General features: G+C 64.3%; 19 protein-coding genes. 5 read left to right on the top strand and 14 right to left on the bottom strand.

The annotated features are described in order from the left end of the window. Positions 1-175 precede the first annotated feature (175 nt). Positions 176-1,225: an AI-2E family transporter gene (locus I6N89_RS01675; protein ID WP_207016493.1), complete on the bottom strand. Its 1,050-nt coding sequence runs from the start codon at positions 1,223-1,225 to the stop codon at positions 176-178. 170 nt (positions 1,226-1,395) lie between these two features. On the opposite strand from I6N89_RS01675, the gene I6N89_RS01670 reads away from it, so the two are divergent. Continuing rightward, complete coding sequence (locus I6N89_RS01670; protein WP_207016492.1) at positions 1,396-3,285, top strand: hypothetical protein; 1,890 nt, start codon at positions 1,396-1,398, stop codon at positions 3,283-3,285. 7 nt (positions 3,286-3,292) lie between these two features. Here the strand turns inward: I6N89_RS01670 and I6N89_RS01665 are convergent, their stop codons facing one another. Together I6N89_RS01665 and I6N89_RS01660 are read right to left on the bottom strand one after the other, a co-directional pair. Further along, positions 3,293-3,973: a potassium channel family protein gene (locus I6N89_RS01665; RefSeq protein ID WP_207016491.1), complete on the bottom strand. Its 681-nt coding sequence runs from the start codon at positions 3,971-3,973 to the stop codon at positions 3,293-3,295. A 3-nt stretch (positions 3,974-3,976) separates the two neighbouring features. After that, entirely contained in the window at positions 3,977-5,374 is a 1,398-nt protein-coding gene (locus I6N89_RS01660) for a TrkH family potassium uptake protein (protein WP_207016490.1), read from the bottom strand. A 220-nt stretch (positions 5,375-5,594) separates the two neighbouring features. Here I6N89_RS01660 and I6N89_RS01655 point away from each other — a divergent pair, with 220 nt between their 5' ends. Then, positions 5,595-6,188 (top strand): exopolysaccharide biosynthesis protein, encoded by a 594-nt coding sequence (locus tag I6N89_RS01655; protein ID WP_207016489.1) that lies wholly within the window; start codon positions 5,595-5,597, stop codon positions 6,186-6,188. A 14-nt stretch (positions 6,189-6,202) separates the two neighbouring features. Here the strand turns inward: I6N89_RS01655 and I6N89_RS01650 are convergent, their stop codons facing one another. Further along, positions 6,203-6,418: a hypothetical protein gene (locus I6N89_RS01650; protein WP_207016488.1), complete on the bottom strand. Its 216-nt coding sequence runs from the start codon at positions 6,416-6,418 to the stop codon at positions 6,203-6,205. Positions 6,419-6,643: 225 nt separating this feature from the next. Here I6N89_RS01650 and I6N89_RS01645 point away from each other — a divergent pair, with 225 nt between their 5' ends. Next, positions 6,644-7,372, top strand: a complete 729-nt coding sequence (locus I6N89_RS01645) for a CbiX/SirB N-terminal domain-containing protein (protein ID WP_236016366.1) — start codon at positions 6,644-6,646, stop codon at positions 7,370-7,372. Positions 7,373-7,417: 45 nt separating this feature from the next. Here the strand turns inward: I6N89_RS01645 and gyrB are convergent, their stop codons facing one another. The 5 genes from gyrB to rpsT form a co-directional block, all read right to left on the bottom strand. Continuing rightward, a complete protein-coding gene (gene gyrB / locus I6N89_RS01640; RefSeq protein ID WP_207016487.1) occupies positions 7,418-9,835 on the bottom strand; it encodes a DNA topoisomerase (ATP-hydrolyzing) subunit B in 2,418 nt (805 codons plus the stop codon). Between the two features lie 79 nt (positions 9,836-9,914). Further along, entirely contained in the window at positions 9,915-11,021 is a 1,107-nt protein-coding gene (gene recF, locus I6N89_RS01635) for a DNA replication/repair protein RecF (RefSeq protein ID WP_207016486.1), read from the bottom strand. Positions 11,022-11,178: 157 nt separating this feature from the next. Further along, positions 11,179-12,297 (bottom strand): DNA polymerase III subunit beta, encoded by a 1,119-nt coding sequence (gene dnaN / locus I6N89_RS01630; RefSeq protein ID WP_207016485.1) that lies wholly within the window; start codon positions 12,295-12,297, stop codon positions 11,179-11,181. Between the two features lie 154 nt (positions 12,298-12,451). Beyond that, positions 12,452-13,804, bottom strand: a complete 1,353-nt coding sequence (dnaA, locus tag I6N89_RS01625; protein WP_207016484.1) for a chromosomal replication initiator protein DnaA — start codon at positions 13,802-13,804, stop codon at positions 12,452-12,454. A gap of 541 nt (positions 13,805-14,345) precedes the next feature. After that, a complete protein-coding gene (gene rpsT / locus I6N89_RS01620) occupies positions 14,346-14,609 on the bottom strand; it encodes a 30S ribosomal protein S20 (RefSeq protein ID WP_207016483.1) in 264 nt (87 codons plus the stop codon). A 256-nt stretch (positions 14,610-14,865) separates the two neighbouring features. Between rpsT and I6N89_RS01615 the strand changes: the two genes are divergently transcribed. Continuing rightward, the gene (locus tag I6N89_RS01615) at positions 14,866-15,048 is read left to right on the top strand and encodes a hypothetical protein (protein WP_207016482.1); all 183 of its coding nucleotides are present in this window, start codon (positions 14,866-14,868) and stop codon (positions 15,046-15,048) included. A gap of 83 nt (positions 15,049-15,131) precedes the next feature. Here I6N89_RS01615 and I6N89_RS01610 read toward each other — a convergent pair whose 3' ends face one another. Together I6N89_RS01610 and I6N89_RS01605 are read right to left on the bottom strand one after the other, a co-directional pair. After that, positions 15,132-15,344, bottom strand: coding sequence for a hypothetical protein (locus I6N89_RS01610; RefSeq protein WP_236016365.1), 213 nt, complete (start codon positions 15,342-15,344; stop codon positions 15,132-15,134). A gap of 172 nt (positions 15,345-15,516) precedes the next feature. After that, positions 15,517-16,077: a L,D-transpeptidase gene (locus tag I6N89_RS01605; RefSeq protein ID WP_207016481.1), complete on the bottom strand. Its 561-nt coding sequence runs from the start codon at positions 16,075-16,077 to the stop codon at positions 15,517-15,519. 146 nt (positions 16,078-16,223) lie between these two features. Here I6N89_RS01605 and trxC point away from each other — a divergent pair, with 146 nt between their 5' ends. Then, positions 16,224-16,649 (top strand): thioredoxin TrxC, encoded by a 426-nt coding sequence (trxC, locus tag I6N89_RS01600; protein ID WP_207016480.1) that lies wholly within the window; start codon positions 16,224-16,226, stop codon positions 16,647-16,649. A 16-nt stretch (positions 16,650-16,665) separates the two neighbouring features. Here trxC and I6N89_RS01595 read toward each other — a convergent pair whose 3' ends face one another. Genes I6N89_RS01595 through I6N89_RS01585 form a run of 3 tightly spaced genes read right to left on the bottom strand, consistent with a single transcriptional unit; the run spans position 16,666 to position 18,189 of the window. Then, entirely contained in the window at positions 16,666-17,286 is a 621-nt protein-coding gene (locus I6N89_RS01595; RefSeq protein ID WP_207016479.1) for a MotE family protein, read from the bottom strand. Next, positions 17,283-17,642, bottom strand: a complete 360-nt coding sequence (locus I6N89_RS01590) for a hypothetical protein (protein ID WP_207016478.1) — start codon at positions 17,640-17,642, stop codon at positions 17,283-17,285. The genes I6N89_RS01595 and I6N89_RS01590 overlap by 4 nt, the downstream gene beginning before the upstream one ends. Positions 17,643-17,655: 13 nt before the next feature. Further along, positions 17,656-18,189: a flagellar basal body-associated FliL family protein gene (locus I6N89_RS01585; RefSeq protein ID WP_207016477.1), complete on the bottom strand. Its 534-nt coding sequence runs from the start codon at positions 18,187-18,189 to the stop codon at positions 17,656-17,658. Positions 18,190-18,242: the final 53 nt, after the last annotated feature.

The raw sequence follows: 18,242 nt of genomic DNA, 5'->3' as shown, positions 1-18,242 counted from the left end.
GCACGGCGGCGTTAGGTTCTCAAGGGCGCCTGTATCGTCCTGTCCCTAAGCGTGCCCCAACCCTGTCCCGACTTCCCTCATGTGGCACGCGTACCTTTACCCCGCTCTCTTTCCCGGAGAGCGGGGTTTTTCTTATGCTCGCGTTTTGCTGAGAGAAAAAAGAGGCGCCGCCCTCTCAGGCGGCGCGAAGCGTGGTACGTCCGTTCGGGCGGTCGCCGAGGATGTCGAAGAGCCGTAGCAGGATCAGCGTTACCGGGATCGCCACGATGCCGCCCAAGGGCCCCCAGAGCCACAGCCAGAACACCAGCGAGACAAAGATCAGGAACGGGTTGATGCGCATGTGTTTGCCCACAAGTCCCGGGGTGACGAACTGCGCTTCGGTGAGGTTGAGCGCCAGAAAGATCGCCATCGGCGCAAAGCTCATGAGCCCGTCGAAATTCACGATTCCCGAAAGCAGCAGGCCTGCGGCGACCGAGGCCGGGCCGAGATAAAGTACGAAGTTCAGCAGCGCCGCCGCGATCCCCCAGACCACTGCGCCGGGCACGCCGATGGCGATCAGCGCGGCACCGACCGCGAGGCCGAGCCCGGCATTGATGACCGAGATCGCCGCGAAATAGCGCGACACCGTATGTTCGGCGGCGCAGAACCGTTCGAGGATAACCGGCGTGTCGCTGCCCGAGCCGATCCGCGTCGACATCCAGCGATAGATATCGCTGCGCGTCAGCAGGAAGAAGAAGAGACCGCCGAGAAAGATCAGCATCTGCGCCAGAATGACCGGCGCGAGAAAGATCGCATCGGTCATGCTTGGCATGTCGGCGACATCGCCCTCGGTGGCGCCCTGACCGAACGCCTGCTCGACCTCGCGATTGACCTCGCCAAGCCCCTGGATCAGCCCGCGATACTCGAACATCAGCTTGCGCAACTCATATTTGATCGAGGGCAGCCGGTCGATGACCGTGGTGATGTAAGGCTCGACCAAATAGGCAAGTGCTGCGGCGGCAAAAAAGATCGCCACGATCAGCAAAAGCGCCACGGCGCCGCGCGGCAGGCCGAGCCGTTCCATCCGGTCGGCAAGCGGCGAAAAGATCACGCCGACAACGATGGCCAGCATGAGCGGGGCAAAGATGTCCTGAGCGAGTTTCAGTGCGACGACAAGCGCGCCCGCCGCCAGAATGGCCATCGAGACGCGCAGCACGGGGTCGGAGACGATGGCTGGTCTGGTCATGGCGAGACAACGGTTGCGCTGGGCTATTGGTTCCCGGGGAACCGCCTCGGAGCGATTCAAATCGTTCTAATATTCCTGACAATGCCCTCTCGGAGAGGAATTGTTTCTAACCTCGAATTAATCCTCCGGCGGCAGCCTTGAGGCAGACACCGACACCGGAGCCTTTTCTCATGCCGCCGCTGCACCTTTCAGGCCTATCTGCCCCTATCGGCCCCGAGCTGTTTGGCGCGAATATCCTCGCGCATCGCGACACGCTCGACGAGGAGGCGCGTTTCACCAATCTGGTCGAGGATCTCGGCGTTACCGCTCTCCGATATCCGGGCGGTTCGCTGACGGAGGTGTATTTCGATATCGCCAACCCCGATGCAGCGACGGCGTTTCACCGCGACACTGGCGAGCCCCGCGACTTCATTGCGATTTCCGATTTCTTCGGTTTCGCCGAGGCGCATGATCTGCCCATAACACTGGTAATTCCGACCCGCGATCAGCTGTCCGTGGATCGCGACGCCAATGGCGACCGCTATGCCGAGATCGACGAGGAGGCGCTGCGCAGCTTCGTGCACGATACAGTCAGTGGCGCGTATGGACAGGCAGAGATTCAGGCCTTCGAAATCGGCAATGAATACTGGGGCAGCGGGTTGATGAGCGCCGCCGAATACGGCCGCGTCGCGAGCGAGATCGCCCGCATCGTCGATGACGAACTTGCCGCGCTCTCGGGCGACCACCCGCAGGCCGCAGCGGTCGAGATTGTCGTGCAGATGGGGACCAATTTCGGGGTTTCCGCGCTGGATGAAGAGTACGAGACGGGTGCGGAGGCGGCGGAGATTCTCGCCGATCTCAATGCGCGCTACGATCTGGAGCTCGACAGCCAGGTGATCCGCTCCAGCGGCGATGTGAACTGGATCGAGGTCAACAATCACATTGTCATGTCCTATTTCGACGAACCGGCGGAGATCGAGGCGGTCGATGCCATCGCCGGCCATGTCTATTCCAAGGAGCCGGCGGTCGACGGCCAGCGCGGGCTGATGCTCGATGCCATTGCCGAGACCTGGGGCGAGGATCCGCGTTTTGCCGATCTCGAAACCTATGTGACCGAATGGAACCAGTCGGGGCAGAGCGGACATTTCGACCGCGACGCGGATTACGGCCTGTTCCAGGCGCATGAAATGCTGAACATGACCGAGGAATTCGCTCGTGCCGGGGTCGATCAGGCGCATGTCTGGCCAATGCTGCAAAATTCCGACAATGCGCTCAGCACCGGGCACAGCCACGATGCGCTCTCACCGGCGGGGCGGTTTTTCGCGATGATGTCGCAGGAGCTGCCCGGCAAGACCATGCTCGATTTCAACGTAGCCGATCCTACGGAAACCGAGGCGCAGCTGCCCAACGTGGATCTGCACGGCTTTTACGGCGGCGGTAAAGTGACTTTTTACATCGCATCGACCGCGCGGGGGCCAGCGGACACGCTGATCGACACGGCGCAGCTATTTGACGGCGTCGAAAACGTCACTGCCCGGCGGCTCGGGGTGGAGGAGGGCGACGCCCCCGGCTCCAACAGTGCCACCGCGGTTCTGGAAGAGCTCGATCCCAACGAGGTCTTTGTCGATGGCTACATCAATGCCGAGCTGGACAGCGGCGAGATTCTTGAGGTCACGCTTTCCGGAATCGCGCCGACCGACGCCTTTTCCGATGCCCTGACCTTGCTCGATACGCCCGATGACGAAACCCTCGGTGTCGATATGCCGGACGCGGCCACCGGGATGGGGGGCGAAGAGCTGGAAAGCGACATCTTGCCGGAGACGGTGCATCACGCGGCCGAGTCCGCCTCTTCGGAGCCGCCTCATCTCATGGCGGATCCGGAAGTGTCGGGCGCCGCTGACGGTACGAGCGCGCCGGAAACGATCGCCGGGCTGCCGATGATTGCGCCCGAGGAGGATCCCGCTGCGCTGGAGCGCGACGAGGAAGAGGCGGAGTATCAGGAAGTCGACGTTCCGGATCTCGGCATGACCGGGCTGCTCCTGTCGCTGTTGCCGGTGCTGCTGTCCCTGTTCGGGATCTAGCGCCCGCTTAGCCCTCCGGTTCGGGCTCCGGCGCATCGGGCTCGGCAAAGATGGCGTCGAGCTTGGCATGCGCCTTGGGCGATGCAACGAGGATCAGCTTGTCGCCCTCGCGCAGCTCCTCGATATCGAAGACGAACTCCGCCTCGTCCTTGCCGCGCGCCAATCCGATGATGCGCGCCTGCTCGGGCAGCTCGAAATCCGACGCGGTCCAGCCGTGACAGCGCTTTCCGATCCGGTAGCCCAGCACCTGCACCCCCTTGTAAAAGCGTAGATCCAGCGCCGCCTCCGCGCCGCCCTCGACCACGCGCACGATTGAGCGTGCCACCGTGGCATGCGGGGTGATGAGATCGGTCAGCCCCAGCTCCTCGCAAACGCTGACCAGCTCCGGCCGCACGATCTGCGGCACCACGCGGGGGAAGCCGACCGACCGGCCCACCACCGCCGAAAGGATGTTCACATCGTCCATATTGGTCAGCAGCACCAGCGCATCCGCATGGTCGCCAAAGGCGTCGCGCTGCACCGTCGGCAGCGAGCCGTCGCCCTCGACCATGCCGCAATCGAGATATTCCCGCGCCGCCTTGAGCCGCTCGGGATTTTCGTCGACCAGCACGACCTCGTGCCCGTTCTCCAGCAGTTCCTGCGCCGTGGAGGTGCCGAAACGGGAGGCTCCCACGATCACCACACGCATGGTTTAGCTCCTTTTTCTCCAGGTTGCGGGCGACAGCGCCGCGATCAGCGCGATGAATTCCAGCCGCCCCAGCAGCATTGCGGCGATCAGCGTCGCCTTGAGATGCGGCGCCAGCGCCGGCTCCGACACGCCCACCGACAGCCCGGCGGTGGATTGCGCCGAAATGATCTCGAAGCTGGCATGCAGCGCGTCGATCCCCGAGGCGATGAAGATCAGCCAGAAGACGAAGGCAAAGGCCACATAGCAGAACAGCACCGCCGCGATGGCGACGATGCGCTCCTGCGCGATCTCGCGGCCGCGCTCGGTGAGATTGGTCACCGCGCGGGCCGGCGCGCGCAGACGGGTCAGCGTCAGCCGCACGCTTTTCGCCAATAGAAGCGCGCGGTCGATCTTGATGCCGCCGGCGGTCGAGCCGATGCCGCCGCCCACGAACATCCCCGCCAGCACCAGCGCCACCAGCGGCGGATAGTCGATGACCGGTGCCACCGAAAACCCGGCGGTGGTCATGCCTGAGACGAAATTCAGCGCGGTCTGCAACAGCGTCAGCGGCTGATAGACCCCGTCGATCAAGAGCAGCGCCACGACCAGCAGGCTGCCGGCAAGCGCCGTGCCGAGCACCGCGCGCGCGTTGCTCTTGGCCCAGGCGGCGCGCAGCCCGTGCCGCTTGGCATAGACATAGAAGAGCAGCGAGACGGATGTGGCCAGGCAGGCGATCATCGTGACCACCTGTGCCGCGGTGGAATAGGAGGCAAGCGAATCCGCGCGCGGCGAGAACCCGCCGGTTGAGACCGCCGAGAGCGCGATCATCGCCGATTCCCACCAGTTCGGCATCACCGGGCGCAGCGCCAGGATCGAGACCAGCGTGATGATCGAATAGACCCAGAGCAGCGCCCGGGCCTGGGTGCGGGTGGAGGAGAGAATGTCGCGCTCCTCGATCCCCGCCTCGCCCATGGCCTGCGCCACATTGCCCGGGCCGAGGATCAGCGCGCTGCCCGCCACCGCGATGGCAAAGCCGCCGCACCAGAGCAGCCAGCCGCGCAGCAGATGGCCCGCCAGCGGCCAGTCATAGATATCGCCGGCCACCGAAAGCCCGGTGGACGTGATGCCCGAGACCGACTCGAAGAGCGCGTCGAGCGGGCCGAGCCCCAACACCAGAAAGGCCGGCACAGGCAGCACGGCGGCACAGAGAAACAGGATGACGAGGGTGCAGACCGCCTCGATGGCGCGCAGGTCGTGCGGCGGTTTCAGCCGCCGTCCGGCCAGCCCGGCGCCGATGCAGAGAGCCGCGGCGCCGCCGATCATCGCAGCCAGCTCCAGCTCGCCCTCGATCAGCGCAAGCGCCGTCGGTGGCAGGAAAATCGCGGAAAGGATGAGTCCGTGGCTCAGCACGGCGCGGGTCACTACGCTCGGCCGGGCTCTCCAGGTTACGCTGTTCTGTCCCCGGCTTTTGACCAAGCGGGCCCCCTTGGGTTGCACCGGATTCGCGCCGGCCACCCGGCGGACCCTAACACCATGAGAATCGCTGCGCCCGCCCTTTTTCGCGTGTGCAGCGAGGCGGGCAGGGGAACCGCGTCAGTGGCCAGAGCGTTGGATCGCAAGCAGGTAGAAAGGGGCCTTCCAGATGACAGCGCAGGACCGGCCGCGCCCGGTGGGAGAGATCGTCGACCGGTTGAGTCTGGCCGCCGACCGCGAGCGCGTGCCGCTGCGCGCGCTCCTGGAGGTGTTTGGCGAAAGTTCTTTCCTGCCAGCGCTGATGGTGCCGGCGCTTCTCGTTGTTTCGCCTCTCTCTGGAATCCCATTGTTTTCAACAGTTTGCGGCCTAAGTATCGCTTTTATCGCCGCACAGATGCTGGTCTCCCGCGATCATCTCTGGTTGCCCGACATCCTGCTGCGGCAGCAGATGGACGGGCCGGTGGCGCGCAAGGCGCTCGGCAAGCTGCGGCATGTGAGTGACTGGATCGACGCGCATTCGCGGCGGCGGTTTCGTGTCCTTACCTCGGCACCGTTCCGCAAATGGCTTCAGCTACTGTGTTTTCTCTGCGGTGCAGTGATGCCGTTTCTCGAACTGGTGCCCTTCTCGTCGTCGCTGCTCGGCGGTGCGGTGCTCTTGCTGGCCACGGCGCTTTTGGCGCGAGACGGACTCTTTGCGCTTTTGGGAAGTCTGGCGATTTGCCTCGCGATCTTTGTGCCGTTGAGCGTTCTGGGGATCGTCTGAGCCTGCTCCAGGTCTCAGATCAGCGCCGCCCAATTCAGCAAAATGACCAGCAGGCCCCCAGCTCCGAGCAGGCACAGAAACAGAAGCGTTGCGCTGCGGCCTTGGCGGCGGTCCTCCCGGCTCTCGGGGAGATGCTCCGGCCGGTCGGTTGCACCGGCATCGCCCGGCCCCGCCCGCACATCGTGCGGATGCGCGGCGTCGTGTTCGGCAGATTTTTCATGGTATGTCATCTCGGACTCCTCCACTCTTGCCCGTACGATGAAAACGCTTCAATCCGACCCGTGGTTCCGGTCGAATGCCCGTCATGCGGGCGCCTGCGATCAACCTTCAAAAACCGTCGGGAAAATCTCCCGAGACGGGGCGACGTGCCTGGACGAATCGTCTAGCATCGACCTGACGCTGACAAACGTCAGTTCTCCCGTTCGCGCTGTAAGCTTATCAAGGAGTCACGCATCATGACTCACGCCCCGGATCTTTCGCATTCCGCCCTGATCGTCGCCCATGGCAGCCCCTCCGACCCGGAGTCGCAGGAAGCGGCCCTGCGCGCGCTGGCGGCGCGGGTCGGTGCCCGCATGACCGGCTGGCGCGTGGAGGGCGCGACGCTGGCGGCGAAGGGCCGGCTGGAGGCGGCGATTTCCGAGCTCGGCAAGCCGTTGATCTACCCGTTTTTTATGGCGCGGGGGTGGTTTACCGGGCAGGTGCTGGCCAAGAAAGCGCGGGCCATGGGTCTGCATATGCTCGATCCTTTCGGGGTCGAGCCCGATCTGGTGACCTGTGCGCAGCGGGAATTGCAGGCGATGCTGGCGATGCGCTCCTGGCGTGCGGAAGATACCGCTCTGGTGGTCGCCGCGCATGGCAGCGCGGTCTCGCGCACCAGCGCCGACAGCGCCTATGCTTTTACGCGCGCGCTGCATTCCCGCCTGGGTTTCGTCACCACGCGCACCGGCTTCATCGAGGAGCCGCCCTTTCTCAAGGATGTGGCACAGGGGTTAGGGCAGGCGATCTGCCTGCCATATTTCGCACAGGAATCCGGGCATATGGCGCATGATGTACCGGTGGCGCTGGCCGCCGCCGGATTCGAAGGGCCGGTGCTGCCGCCCTTCATCTCCTGGGCTGACACGCCTGCGCTGATCGCCGATAGCATCGCGCGTCAAAGCGCCGACGCCGATCTGCCGACACCCTGACCGGGGATAGCAGGCGTAGGGTGGGCAATCCTGCCCACCACGGTCTCAGAAATCGAGGTTCTCGACGCTCAGCGCGTTCTGCTGGATGAAGTCTCGGCGCGGCTCCACCACGTCGCCCATCAGCTTGGTAAAGATGTCGTCCGCCTCGGCCATGTCGTCGATGCGCACCTGAAGCAGCGTCCGCGCGTCAGGATCGAGCGTGGTTTCCCAGAGCTGGCCGGGGTTCATCTCGCCCAGACCCTTGTAGCGCTGAAGGCTCAGGCCTTTTTCGCCCTCTTCGAGGATCGCCTGCAACAGACCGAGCGGACCATAGATGCCCTGCCGGCGCTCCTTGCGTTCCAGCGTCGCGGGGGTCGCATAAACCGCTTGCAGCGCCTGCGTGAAGCTACCGGTCTTGCGCGCTTCGCCCGAGCGCAGCATCGACCCGTCCAGCGTGCGGACCTCTTCGACACCGCGCAGGATGCGGGCCAGACGGATGCCGCGATCCTGGGTGATGCGGCCCTGCCAGCCCTTCTCGTATTCCAGCGCAATGAGATCGAGCCGCTGCGCCACCCGGTCGGCGACGCCCTGAAGATCGGCATCCACCGCGCCGGGCACAAAGGCCCCGGCCACCGCCGCCTGTTCCAGAATGTGGCGCGGGTAATGGGTCGGGAAGGCATCGAGCACGCGCTTGAGCTGCCGCGCCTCGTCGATCACCCGCACCAGATCCTGCCCGGCGATCACCTCGCCGGTGCCCAGCATCAGATGCGCGCCCTCGACGCCCTGCTGGATGAGATAATCGTCCAGCGCCGCCTGGTCCTTCACATACACCTCGGACTTGCCGCGCGCGACCTTGTAGAGCGGCGGCTGCGCGATATAGAGATAGCCGCCCTCGATCAGCTCCGGCATCTGCCGGTAGAAGAAGGTCAGCAGCAGCGTCCGGATATGCGCGCCGTCGACATCGGCGTCGGTCATCAGGATGATCTTGTGATAGCGCAGCTTGTCGATATTGAACTCGTCGCGTCCGATGCCGGTGCCGAGCGCCATCACCAGGTTGCCGATCTCCTGACTGCCGAGCATCCGGTCGAACCGCGCGCGCTCCACGTTCAGGATCTTGCCCTTGAGCGGCAGGATCGCCTGCGTGCCCCGGTCGCGCCCGGTCTGCGCCGAACCGCCGGCGGAGTCGCCCTCGACGATGAAGAGCTCGGTCTTGGACGGATCCTTTTCCGAGCAGTCCTTGAGCTTGCCAGCCAAGAAGTTCACATCCATCGGGTTCTTGCGCCGCGTCAGCTCGCGCGCCTTGCGCGCGGCCTCGCGGGCCAGCGCCGCCTCGACGATCTTGCCGACGATGATCTTGGCCTCTGCGGGGTGTTCCTCGAACCATTCGCTCAGCTTTTCATTCACCAGGTTCTCGACCGCGGGCCGCACCTCGGAACTGACCAGCTTGTCCTTGGTCTGGCTGGAGAATTTTGGATCGGGCACCTTGACCGACAGCACGCAGGTCAGACCCTCGCGAGCATCGTCGCCGGTGAAGCTGACCTTCTCCTTCTTGGCGATGCCGCTATCGGTGGCATAGCGCGTGAGCGTGCGGGTCAGCGCGCCGCGAAAGCCCGCCATATGGGTGCCGCCGTCGCGCTGCGGGATGTTGTTGGTAAAGGGCAGCACGTTCTCGTGGTAGCTGTCGTTCCACCACATGGCGACCTCGACCCCGATGCCATCCTTTTCGCCGACCATGTGGATCGGTTCGGGCATCATCGCCTGCTTGGAGCGGTCGAGATATTTGACGAATTCCTTCACGCCGCCATCATAGTAAAGCTCTGTGCTGAGCGGCTCGGCGGGGCGCTCGTCTTCGAGGATGATGCGCACGCCGGAATTCAGGAAGGCCAGCTCGCGCAGGCGCTTTTCCAGCGTCGCGAAATCGTAATCGAGATTGCTGAAGGTCTCGGTCGAGGCCAAGAACCGCACCTCAGTGCCACTCTCGCCCGGCGCATCGCCGACCACGCGCAGATGCTCGACCGTCTCGCCATGAGAGAACTTGGCGTAGTGCTCCTTGCCGTTGCGCCAGATGCGCAGTTCCAGCCAGACCGAGAGCGCGTTCACCACCGAGACGCCGACGCCGTGCAGACCGCCCGAGACCTTGTAGGAGTTCTGGTCGAACTTCCCGCCGGCATGCAGCTGGGTCATGATGACCTCGGCCGCCGAGACACCCTCTTCGGCATGCATGTCGACCGGAATGCCCCGGCCGTTGTCGCGCACGGAAACGCTGTTGTCGGCATGGATTTTCACGCGCACGAAATCGGCGTGACCCGCCAGGGCCTCGTCGATGCCGTTGTCCACGACCTCATAGACCATGTGGTGCAGGCCCGAGCCGTCATCGGTGTCACCGATATACATGCCGGGGCGTTTGCGCACCGCCTCCAAGCCTTTGAGAACCTTGATTGAATCCGCGCCGTATTCCTGCGGAGCGCCTGCGGGCTCGGCCATGCGACCTTCCTTTGCGATTTTTGTTGGTTTTATAAGGGGAAACGGGGGCTTTGTCACGCCGATGACACAAGATTTGGTGTCATTCGACCGGGTTTTCAACGACGGATTGCCCATCCTCTTCCGAGACCGGCAAAAGCTGCGCGCGCGGCCCCAGCTCGGCGAAAAGCTCCGGCCCCGTTCCGGTCATCCAGGCCTGCGCCCCAAGCGCGCAGATCTCGTCGTAAAGCGCCGCGCGGCGGTTCGCGTCGAGATGCGCCGCCACCTCGTCGAGCAGCAGGATCGGCGGCGCTCCGATCTCGGCGGAAAGCGCCCGCGCATTGGCGAGGATCAGCGAAATGAGCAGCGCCTTCTGCTCGCCGGTGGAACAGTCGGAGGCCGGCACGCCCTTGGCGGCAAAGACCCCGTAGAGATCCGCCCGGTGCGGGCCGATCAGCGTGCGCCCGGCGGCCATGTCGCGAAACCGGCTTTCGGCCAGCGCCGCGCGCAGATCCGCCTCGGTCGCGGGGATATCCGCCTCGGTCGAAATCAGCGCCAGCTCGGCTGTGGGAAAGGAGGTCTCCGCCCCCTCCTGCGCCCGCGCCAGCCGGTCGAGCGCCGCCTGCCGGTTGCCCTGGATTGCTGCGCCGCTCGCGGCCATCTGCCCCTCCAGCGCGGCATACCAATGCGCGTCGCGGATCTGCTCTTTCAGCAGCCGGTTGCGCTCGCGCATGGCCTTTTCATAGGCCAAAGAGGCCTCGGCGTGGTCGGGGAAAAAGCTCAGCGTCATGCGGTCGAGAAAGCGCCGCCGCCCCTCCGGCGCCTCGATCCACAGCCGGTCCATGGACGGGATCAGCCAGAGCACCCGCGCGATCCGCCCCAGCGCGGTCTGCGGCGCGGGTTTGCCGTCGATCTCCACCTGCCGCGCGGCGCCGCTCTCCGACCGAATGGCGATCTCATGCGTGCCCTCGGGTCCGTGCAGCAGTGCCCCGATCTTCCATCCCAACGCCTCGGGCCGCCGCGCCATGTCCTGCGCCGAGGCCCGCCGCATACCGCGCCCCGGCGACAGCAGCGACACGGCTTCGATGAGATTGGTCTTGCCGGCACCGTTCGGCCCGTAAATCGCCACGGGCCGCGCGTCCACATCGACCGCCGCGCGCTTGTGCGAGCGGAAATGCGAGAGGCTGAGACGGGAGAGATACAGGCTCATGCGCCAGGCCTTCCGGCGTTGCACTGGCCGCAAAGGGAGCCGGGGAGTATTTTCAGAAAGATGAAAGACAAAGCGCGCGCTTGAGCTTCATCTTTCTCCAAATACTCCAATGCGGCATGGCCGCCCGGGCAAACGCCTGATGCTGTGCGCGCCGGCGTCACACCCGCATCGGCATCACGACATAGACGGCGCTGGTGTCGTTGCCTTCACGCATCAGCGTCGGGTCGCCCGAGGAGTTGAACATGAAGACGGCGTTCTCGCGGTCGACCTGGCTGGCGATCTCCAGCAGATATTTCGCGTTGAAGCCGATCTCCAGCGGCTCGTCGCCATAGGCCACCGCCAGCTCTTCCTCTGCGGCGCCGCTGTCGGGGGCGTTGACCGAGAGCACCAGCCGGTCCTCGTCGAGTTGCAACTTGACCGCGCGCGAGCGTTCCGAGGAGACGGTGGCGACACGGTCCACCGCCTTGGCGAATTCGCTGGCATCAACCTCGAGCCGGCGGGTGTTGCCGGCGGGGATGACGCGGGAATAATCCGGGAAGGTGCCGTCGATCACCTTGGAGGTCAGGGTGATGTCGGGCGTGGCAAAGCGCACCTTGGTTTCCGAGACCGAGACTGCGATGTCCATGTCGTCCTCGTCGAGCAGCTTGCGCAGCTCGCCCACGGTCTTGCGCGGCACGATCACGCCGGGCATCTCCTCGGCACCTGAGGGCAGGGGCGCGTCGATGCGGGCGAGGCGGTGGCCGTCGGTGGCGACGCAGCGCAGCACCCGGCCCTCTTCGCTATCGGCCACATGCATGTAGACGCCATTGAGGTAATAGCGGGTCTCTTCGGTCGAGATGGCGAATTTCGACTTGTCGAAGAGCTTGCGCAGCATCTCTGCCTTGGCAGTGAAATTCGAGCTGTATTCCGACGAGGCCATCACCGGGAAGTCTTCCTTCGGCAGCGTGGCGAGGTTGAAATTCGATCGGCCCGCGGTGACGGTCAGCCGGCCTGCCGCGCCGTCATCGGCGAGCTGGACCATGGCGCCGTCGGGCAGTTTGCGGACGATCTCGTGCAGGGTGACCGCCGAGACGGTGGTGGCGCCGGCGCGCTCCACCATGGCGGGCGCCTTGTCCAGCACCTCGATATCGAGATCGGTGGCGCGGAACGTCACCGTGTCGCCCTCCGCCTCGATCAGCACATTGGCGAGGATCGGAATGGTGTTGCGGCGCTCCACAACAGATTGTGCCTGACTGACCGCTTTGAGCAGCGTCGCCCGTTCGATACTGACTTTCATCACCCTATCCCTCCGCCGTGCCGGAGGCGCACCGTAGCGCCTCGGCCCGGCTGCTCCAACCCTGTTTCAGCGATTGATCCGACGGTTTTCCGGCAGCGTCAAGGCCATGGGGCCGCGCAGCGGCGGCCCCGACCGGAATTGTTGTGAGAGAGACTCAGGCTTCGAGCGCCCGACGCAGCAATTCTATATCGTCGGCGATCTGGCTGTCCTGGCTGCGCAGCTCTTCGATGCGCTTCACCCCGTGCATCACGGTGGTGTGGTCGCGCCCGCCGAAACGGCGGCCAATCTCGGGCAGCGAGCGCGCGGTGAGCTGCTTGCAAAGATACATCGCCACCTGGCGCGGACGGGCAAAGTTGCGCACCCGCTTGGGGCCGATGAGATCGGAGAGGCGGATATGATAGTGCTCGGCCACCTTGCGCTGGATCTCCTCGATGGAGATCTTGCGGTCCGAGGCGCGCAGCACGTCGGAGAGGCAGTCCTGCGTCAGCTCCATGGTGATCGGCTGGCCGACCAGCGAGGCAAAGGCGAAGAGCCGGGTCAGTGCGCCCTCGAGTACGCGGACATTGGTCGAGATGCGGTGCGCGAGGAATTCCAGGATGCCGTCATCGAGTTGCAGCGAGGGGTATTGCTCGCGGTAGTTCTGCACCTTGGATTGCAGGATGCCGAGGCGCAGCTCGTAATCGGTGGGGTGCAGATCGACCACGAGACCCGATTGCAGACGGCTGCGGATACGGTTCTCCAGATCCTTGATCTCGTCGGGGGCGCGGTCTGCCGAGATGATGATCTGCTTGTTCTGGTCGACCAGCGCGTTGAACGTGTGGAAGAACTCTTCCTGGGTGCTGTCCTTGCCGGCGATGAACTGGACGTCGTCGACCATGAGCACGTCGACCGAGCGGAACAGCTCCTTGAAATCCATCATGCGGCGTTCGCGCAGGGCCTGGACGAAGCGGTACATGAACTGCTCGGCGGAGAGGTAGAGCACGTTCAGGTCGGGGCGGTGCGTGCGCAGCTCCCAGGCGATGGCATGCATCAGGTGGGTCTTGCCGAGACCGACGCCGCCATAGAGGAAAAGCGGGTTGAAGGTGACCTGGCCGCCCTCACCGACGCGCTTTGCCGCCGCATGGGCGAGCTCGTTGGGTTTGCCGACAATGAAGCTGTCGAAGGTGAAGCGGGCATCCAGCGGGGCGCCTGGCAGGAGGTCGTTCGACGCCGGCGTCGGGGCCGCGGGCGGAGCGGGACGCGACTGCGCCGGGCGGGAATCCACGTTGGCGACCTGGAATTTCAGGCGGCGCACGTCGGAATCCATCATCGACAGTTTCGCGAGCAGCAGATCGCCGAAATTCTGCGACACGTAGCTGCCGATGAAGTTGGTCGGCACGTTGAAGACCGCCACGCCTCCCGGCTCGATTCCGCTAAATTCGATGGGTTTGATCCAGGTCTTGTAGTTGTTTTCCCCGATCGTGCTGCTCAACTGATCCTGCAACGCGCCCCATTGTTCCTTCGTCATCTGTCCCCGCTCCGAAGCCTATCTGCCATGTTCTTTCGTCATCGTTCCTGAGCACCGGAAGCTCCGGCTACCCAGTTGAGGCACAGTGCCCGGGAACAGCGAATGCGCCTCATGCCGCAGCGGCATGAGTGAAGATGGCGGAGATTTCCGCGCACTCTCGTTACAGGCAACGCCCAAGACAGCCTTCGGACATCCCATTCCGAAGAGACCCTTGACGCGACCCGCGCATTTCGAACAATGGACTGGCAGGGCAAACGCCCTGTTTCGGCAGCTGGTGCAGCAGACCACCGAAGCCGCGGGAAACGGTCCACAAAATATGTGTCCTGCCCCGCTTGCCTGTCCCCCCAAGCAATGTGACTCGCTCGGTGAAGTTAGCAACTCCGTGTGAAGGCCGGCAACTGAACTTCAAACTTGACTCCAAGGATTCCGAGAAAAGAATCTCTCTCAGCCCGCGCACCTCAAGATAGGGTGTCTGAAAAGAAAAAAGGCACCACGGAGTGTGGTGCCTTTCTCGGATTCATTTTTTTCGCGATGTGGCTTTTCAGTCGAGCGCCTTCACGCGCGAGGCAAGGCGGGACATTTTGCGCGATGCCGTATTTTTGTGAAAAACGCCCTTTGTCACGCCGCGCATCAGCTCCGGTTGAGCGGCTCGCAGAGCGGCCTGTGCGGCTTCCTTGTCACCCGAGGCGATAGCCTCTTCGACTTTGCGGAGATGCGTGCGGATGCGCGACCTGCGCGCCTTGTTGATCGCAAAGCGGGTTGCGTTCTGAACGGCGCGTTTTTTGGCCTGGGGCGAATTTGCCATGATGAGTCAGTCCTGTTTGTGTTTCGGGTCTGTGGTATCGGTTGCGCAATACAGCTCAGACCCGGGCTGTTGTCGCCGGACCGAATCTTGCCTGAGCGGGCATCACGCGCATATCGGCGCGCTTCATAGCCGGATTTCACGGAAATGCAAAGTCTTTCCGCCCGGAGGTGGGAAAATGCCCGGTTTTGAGTTAGGGTCGAGGCCCTCGCCCGGTTGCGGGCGACGGCTTGTTCTGACTGAAAGGGAGGATTCAGACATGAACGCGATGCAGGTTTCTCACTACGCACAGGCGCTTTATCGTAGCCTCGGCAGCCGTGCCGAGGCCGAGGCGGCGCAGCGTGCACGGGAAAAGGAAGAGGCGGGGCAGACCGATGAGGCGCGCGACTGGCGGGCGATTCAGGCATCGATCCGCAGCAAGCGTGGCCCATTGCAGGCCTGACCGCCCGCGCGGCACTGTCCGCAAACGCAAACGGCCCGCCGATGAGGCGGGCCGTTTTGCATTGCAGCCGAAAATCGGTGCGGTCAGCGCCCGGCGCCGACCGGGACGCCATGGGGGCCGCTGCCATTGCCGCTGTTGCGCAGAGCGCAGGACAGGACTGGAAGCAGGCCGAAGCCGACCGCCGTGGCAAAGTACAGGGACACCGCCGACAACAGCGAAACGTCGAAGAAGAGCCAAGCAGCGATTGCGCCGAAAAAGCCCAGAAAACTGCCCATCAGTATCGATACCGTCGCCATTATGTCCCTCCGTTCGTCTTCCGAACTACGCTGCAAGTCTTTCTAAAGAATTAATTGCTGCGGATTCTGTCCGGATTGTGGCGGGTTGCGGGCTTATCCAAAGCGATTAAGGGGTATTTTCTGCCATTTTCCGACGAGGCGGTTCGCCGCCGCCCCGTTGACGCCTCCGGGATCAGATCACGGTAACCGGGGTGCCAAGTGGCACGCGGTTGTAGAGGTCGATAACGTGTTCGTTCAGCATGCGGATACAGCCGTTTGAAACCGACCTGCCGATGGATTCCGGCGCGGTGGTGCCGTGGATGCGGAAGAACGTGTCGCGACCGTTCTGGAAGAGGTAGAGCGCGCGGGCGCCGAGCGGGTTTCCAGGGCCGCCGGGCTGCACGTAATCATTGTCTTTGAACTTGCCATAAGCGCCGGGGTCGCGTTCGATCATCTCTTGCGTCGGGCGCCAGGTGGGCCATTCCTTCTTGACCTGGATGACCGCATCGCCGGTGAATTCCAGACCGGCTTTGCCGACGCCGACGCCGTAGCGGATCGCGCGGCCGGGCTCGGCCACATAGTAAAGGAAATGCGCGCGGGGCAGGATCAGGATCTGACCGGGGGTGAGATCGGTCTTGATCCGCACCTGTTGCGGGCGGAATTTCGGATCTACTTCGAATGCGCGGGCTGGCGCGGCGGCGGCAAGGGCGGTGCCGGCCATGGCGCTGGCGACAAATTTGCGGCGGGTGATCATGGGTATGGCTCGAATTCTCTTGTGACAGCTTTTTCATTTTCTTCACTACCAACGCGAAATCAATGAAGAGTTTCCAAAGGGGATTGTCACGATGGCGTGCGAGACACATATAATAAAAACGGAATATTAAAGAAGAGAACCTGACGATGGTCAAAATGGTCTGTTTCGAGTGCGGTCAGACGAACCGCGTGCCGCAGGACCGGCTGGGCGCCGGGCCGAAATGCGGCACCTGTGGCGCGGCACTGGTCGAGGGCAAGGCCCGGGAACTGGACGCGGCGACGCTGGCAAAGGCGATTCGCACCGATGAGATGCCGCTGGTGGTGGATTTCTGGCCGCCCTGGTGCGGTCCTTGCAGGATGATGGCGCCTGAGTTTTCCAAGGCCGCTGCCTCGCTCAAGGGCAAGGCGCGGCTGGTGAAGGTGAACACGGAGATGCACCCGCAGGCGTCCGCCTCCTTCGGGATCCGGGGGATCCCGACGCTGATCGGTTTCGCCGGCGGGCGCGAGTCCGGTCGGCAATCGGGTGCGCTGCCGGCGGCACAGATCGAGGCTTTTGCCTCGCGCGTCGGCTGACAGCCCGGCCCGGGCGCTATTCCTTCGGCGCCCGGGCGTTGCGCCCGGCCAGCATGACGCTGATCGTATAGGCCTTTTGCGGGCTGAGCCCGGCCATGATCGCCGCCGCCGCATCGGGCCGCATCCGGCCCAGGAAGCCGGCGGCGAATTCCGGATCCATCTCCTCGAACAGCGCCGCCGCCTGCTTGGGTTTCATCGTCGCATAGACCTGCGTCAGCCGCGCCACGTCGTCCTCGGCGGCGGTTTCGGCCATGGCGAGGGTCGCGCGCAGCTTCTGCTCCGCCTCTTCCATGGCGGTCATCTTGCGCTCGATCTCCGTTTCGGCGACGGCCAGCGCCTGCATCCGCGTCTGGATATCCGTCTCGCGCTTGGCAACACGCTCTTCGCGCGCCTGCAAGGCGGCGAGGATCGGCGCGATATCCTCCTCAGCCACACATCCGGGCAGCTCCGAGGCTGCGGCGTCGGCAGGCGCGGGTTCCGGCACGGCGGCCGATTCTTCCAGCGCCAGTGCCTCGTTCGCCTGCACCGCGACCCGCGCCACCGCCGAGGCGATGAGCAACCCGCCGATCACCGCCAGCACGCCCTTGCCGCGCCGCCCTTTGCGGCGCCGGGTGGATTTCCCGAACAGCGTCTTCATCCCGAAACCCCGCTGCGTGGATGGCGGAAGAACATCGGTTCGGCCTCCTTCTCAGGGGCCGGCGTTTCGGCGGCGGGCAGGTCATGCATGGAGGCGAGCATCAGCTCGAGCCGCTTAGCGACATCCTCCGCCCGCTGGGTGCGCGATTCGAGCGCCTCAGAGGACTCGCCTGCCGCGCTCTGCGCGGCGTCGAGCGTGCGGGTCAGGTCGTCGACCTGCGCCGAGAGCACCGCCACCGCCCCACCGACGCCGTTTTCCAGATCGGTGAATTTCGATAGGCGCCGGGACAGGACGAAACAGTAGAATCCGGCGCCCAGCGCGCCCGCGGCAAGCAGGATGTCGGCTATCATCTCCATTCCGGTCTCCCTCTCAATTCAGGACGAATTCCATGATCAGCAGGTCGCGCACGCGCCCCTCTCCGGCGACGAGCTGGAGTCGTCGCAGGATCTGCGAGCGCAGCTTGATCAGCGCGCCCGGCGCCTCGATATCGGCGGGTTCGAGCGCGCGCAGATAGGTGTTCAGCACATCCATGATGCGCGGCTGCAAGGTGGTGACATCGGCGGCATAGGCGGGCGGCACCTCCAGGCTGGCGCGAAACCGCAGGTGGTGCAGATTGGCAGTGGAGCCCATGGAAATGACCAGCGGCGGCAGCTCGACAAAGGCGGCGTTGGCATCCGGCATCGGCGCGGCGTGATCGCCGCCGCCGGCAGACTCGTGCGAATCGCCATGGCCGTCCCCGGCGGGTTTGGCGCCGCCGAAGGGCAGCAGTCCGGAGGACGCCGCATAGAATCCGCCGCCACCGCCCGCCAGCGCCAGAACCAGCCCGACGATCAGCGGCAGTTTCGAGGATTTCTTCTGCGGAACGTCCTCCTCTTCGGGGGCGTCTGCGGTGGCATCGCTCATGGGCAGGCCTCTTCTTCAACCTTGTCCCGTTATAGCCGTGCAGGGACTAACCG

This window comes from Salipiger abyssi, from assembly GCF_017311415.1.
GTDB lineage: Bacteria > Pseudomonadota > Alphaproteobacteria > Rhodobacterales > Rhodobacteraceae > Salipiger > Salipiger abyssi_A.
This window is presented reverse-complemented; position numbering and strand designations above follow the sequence as displayed.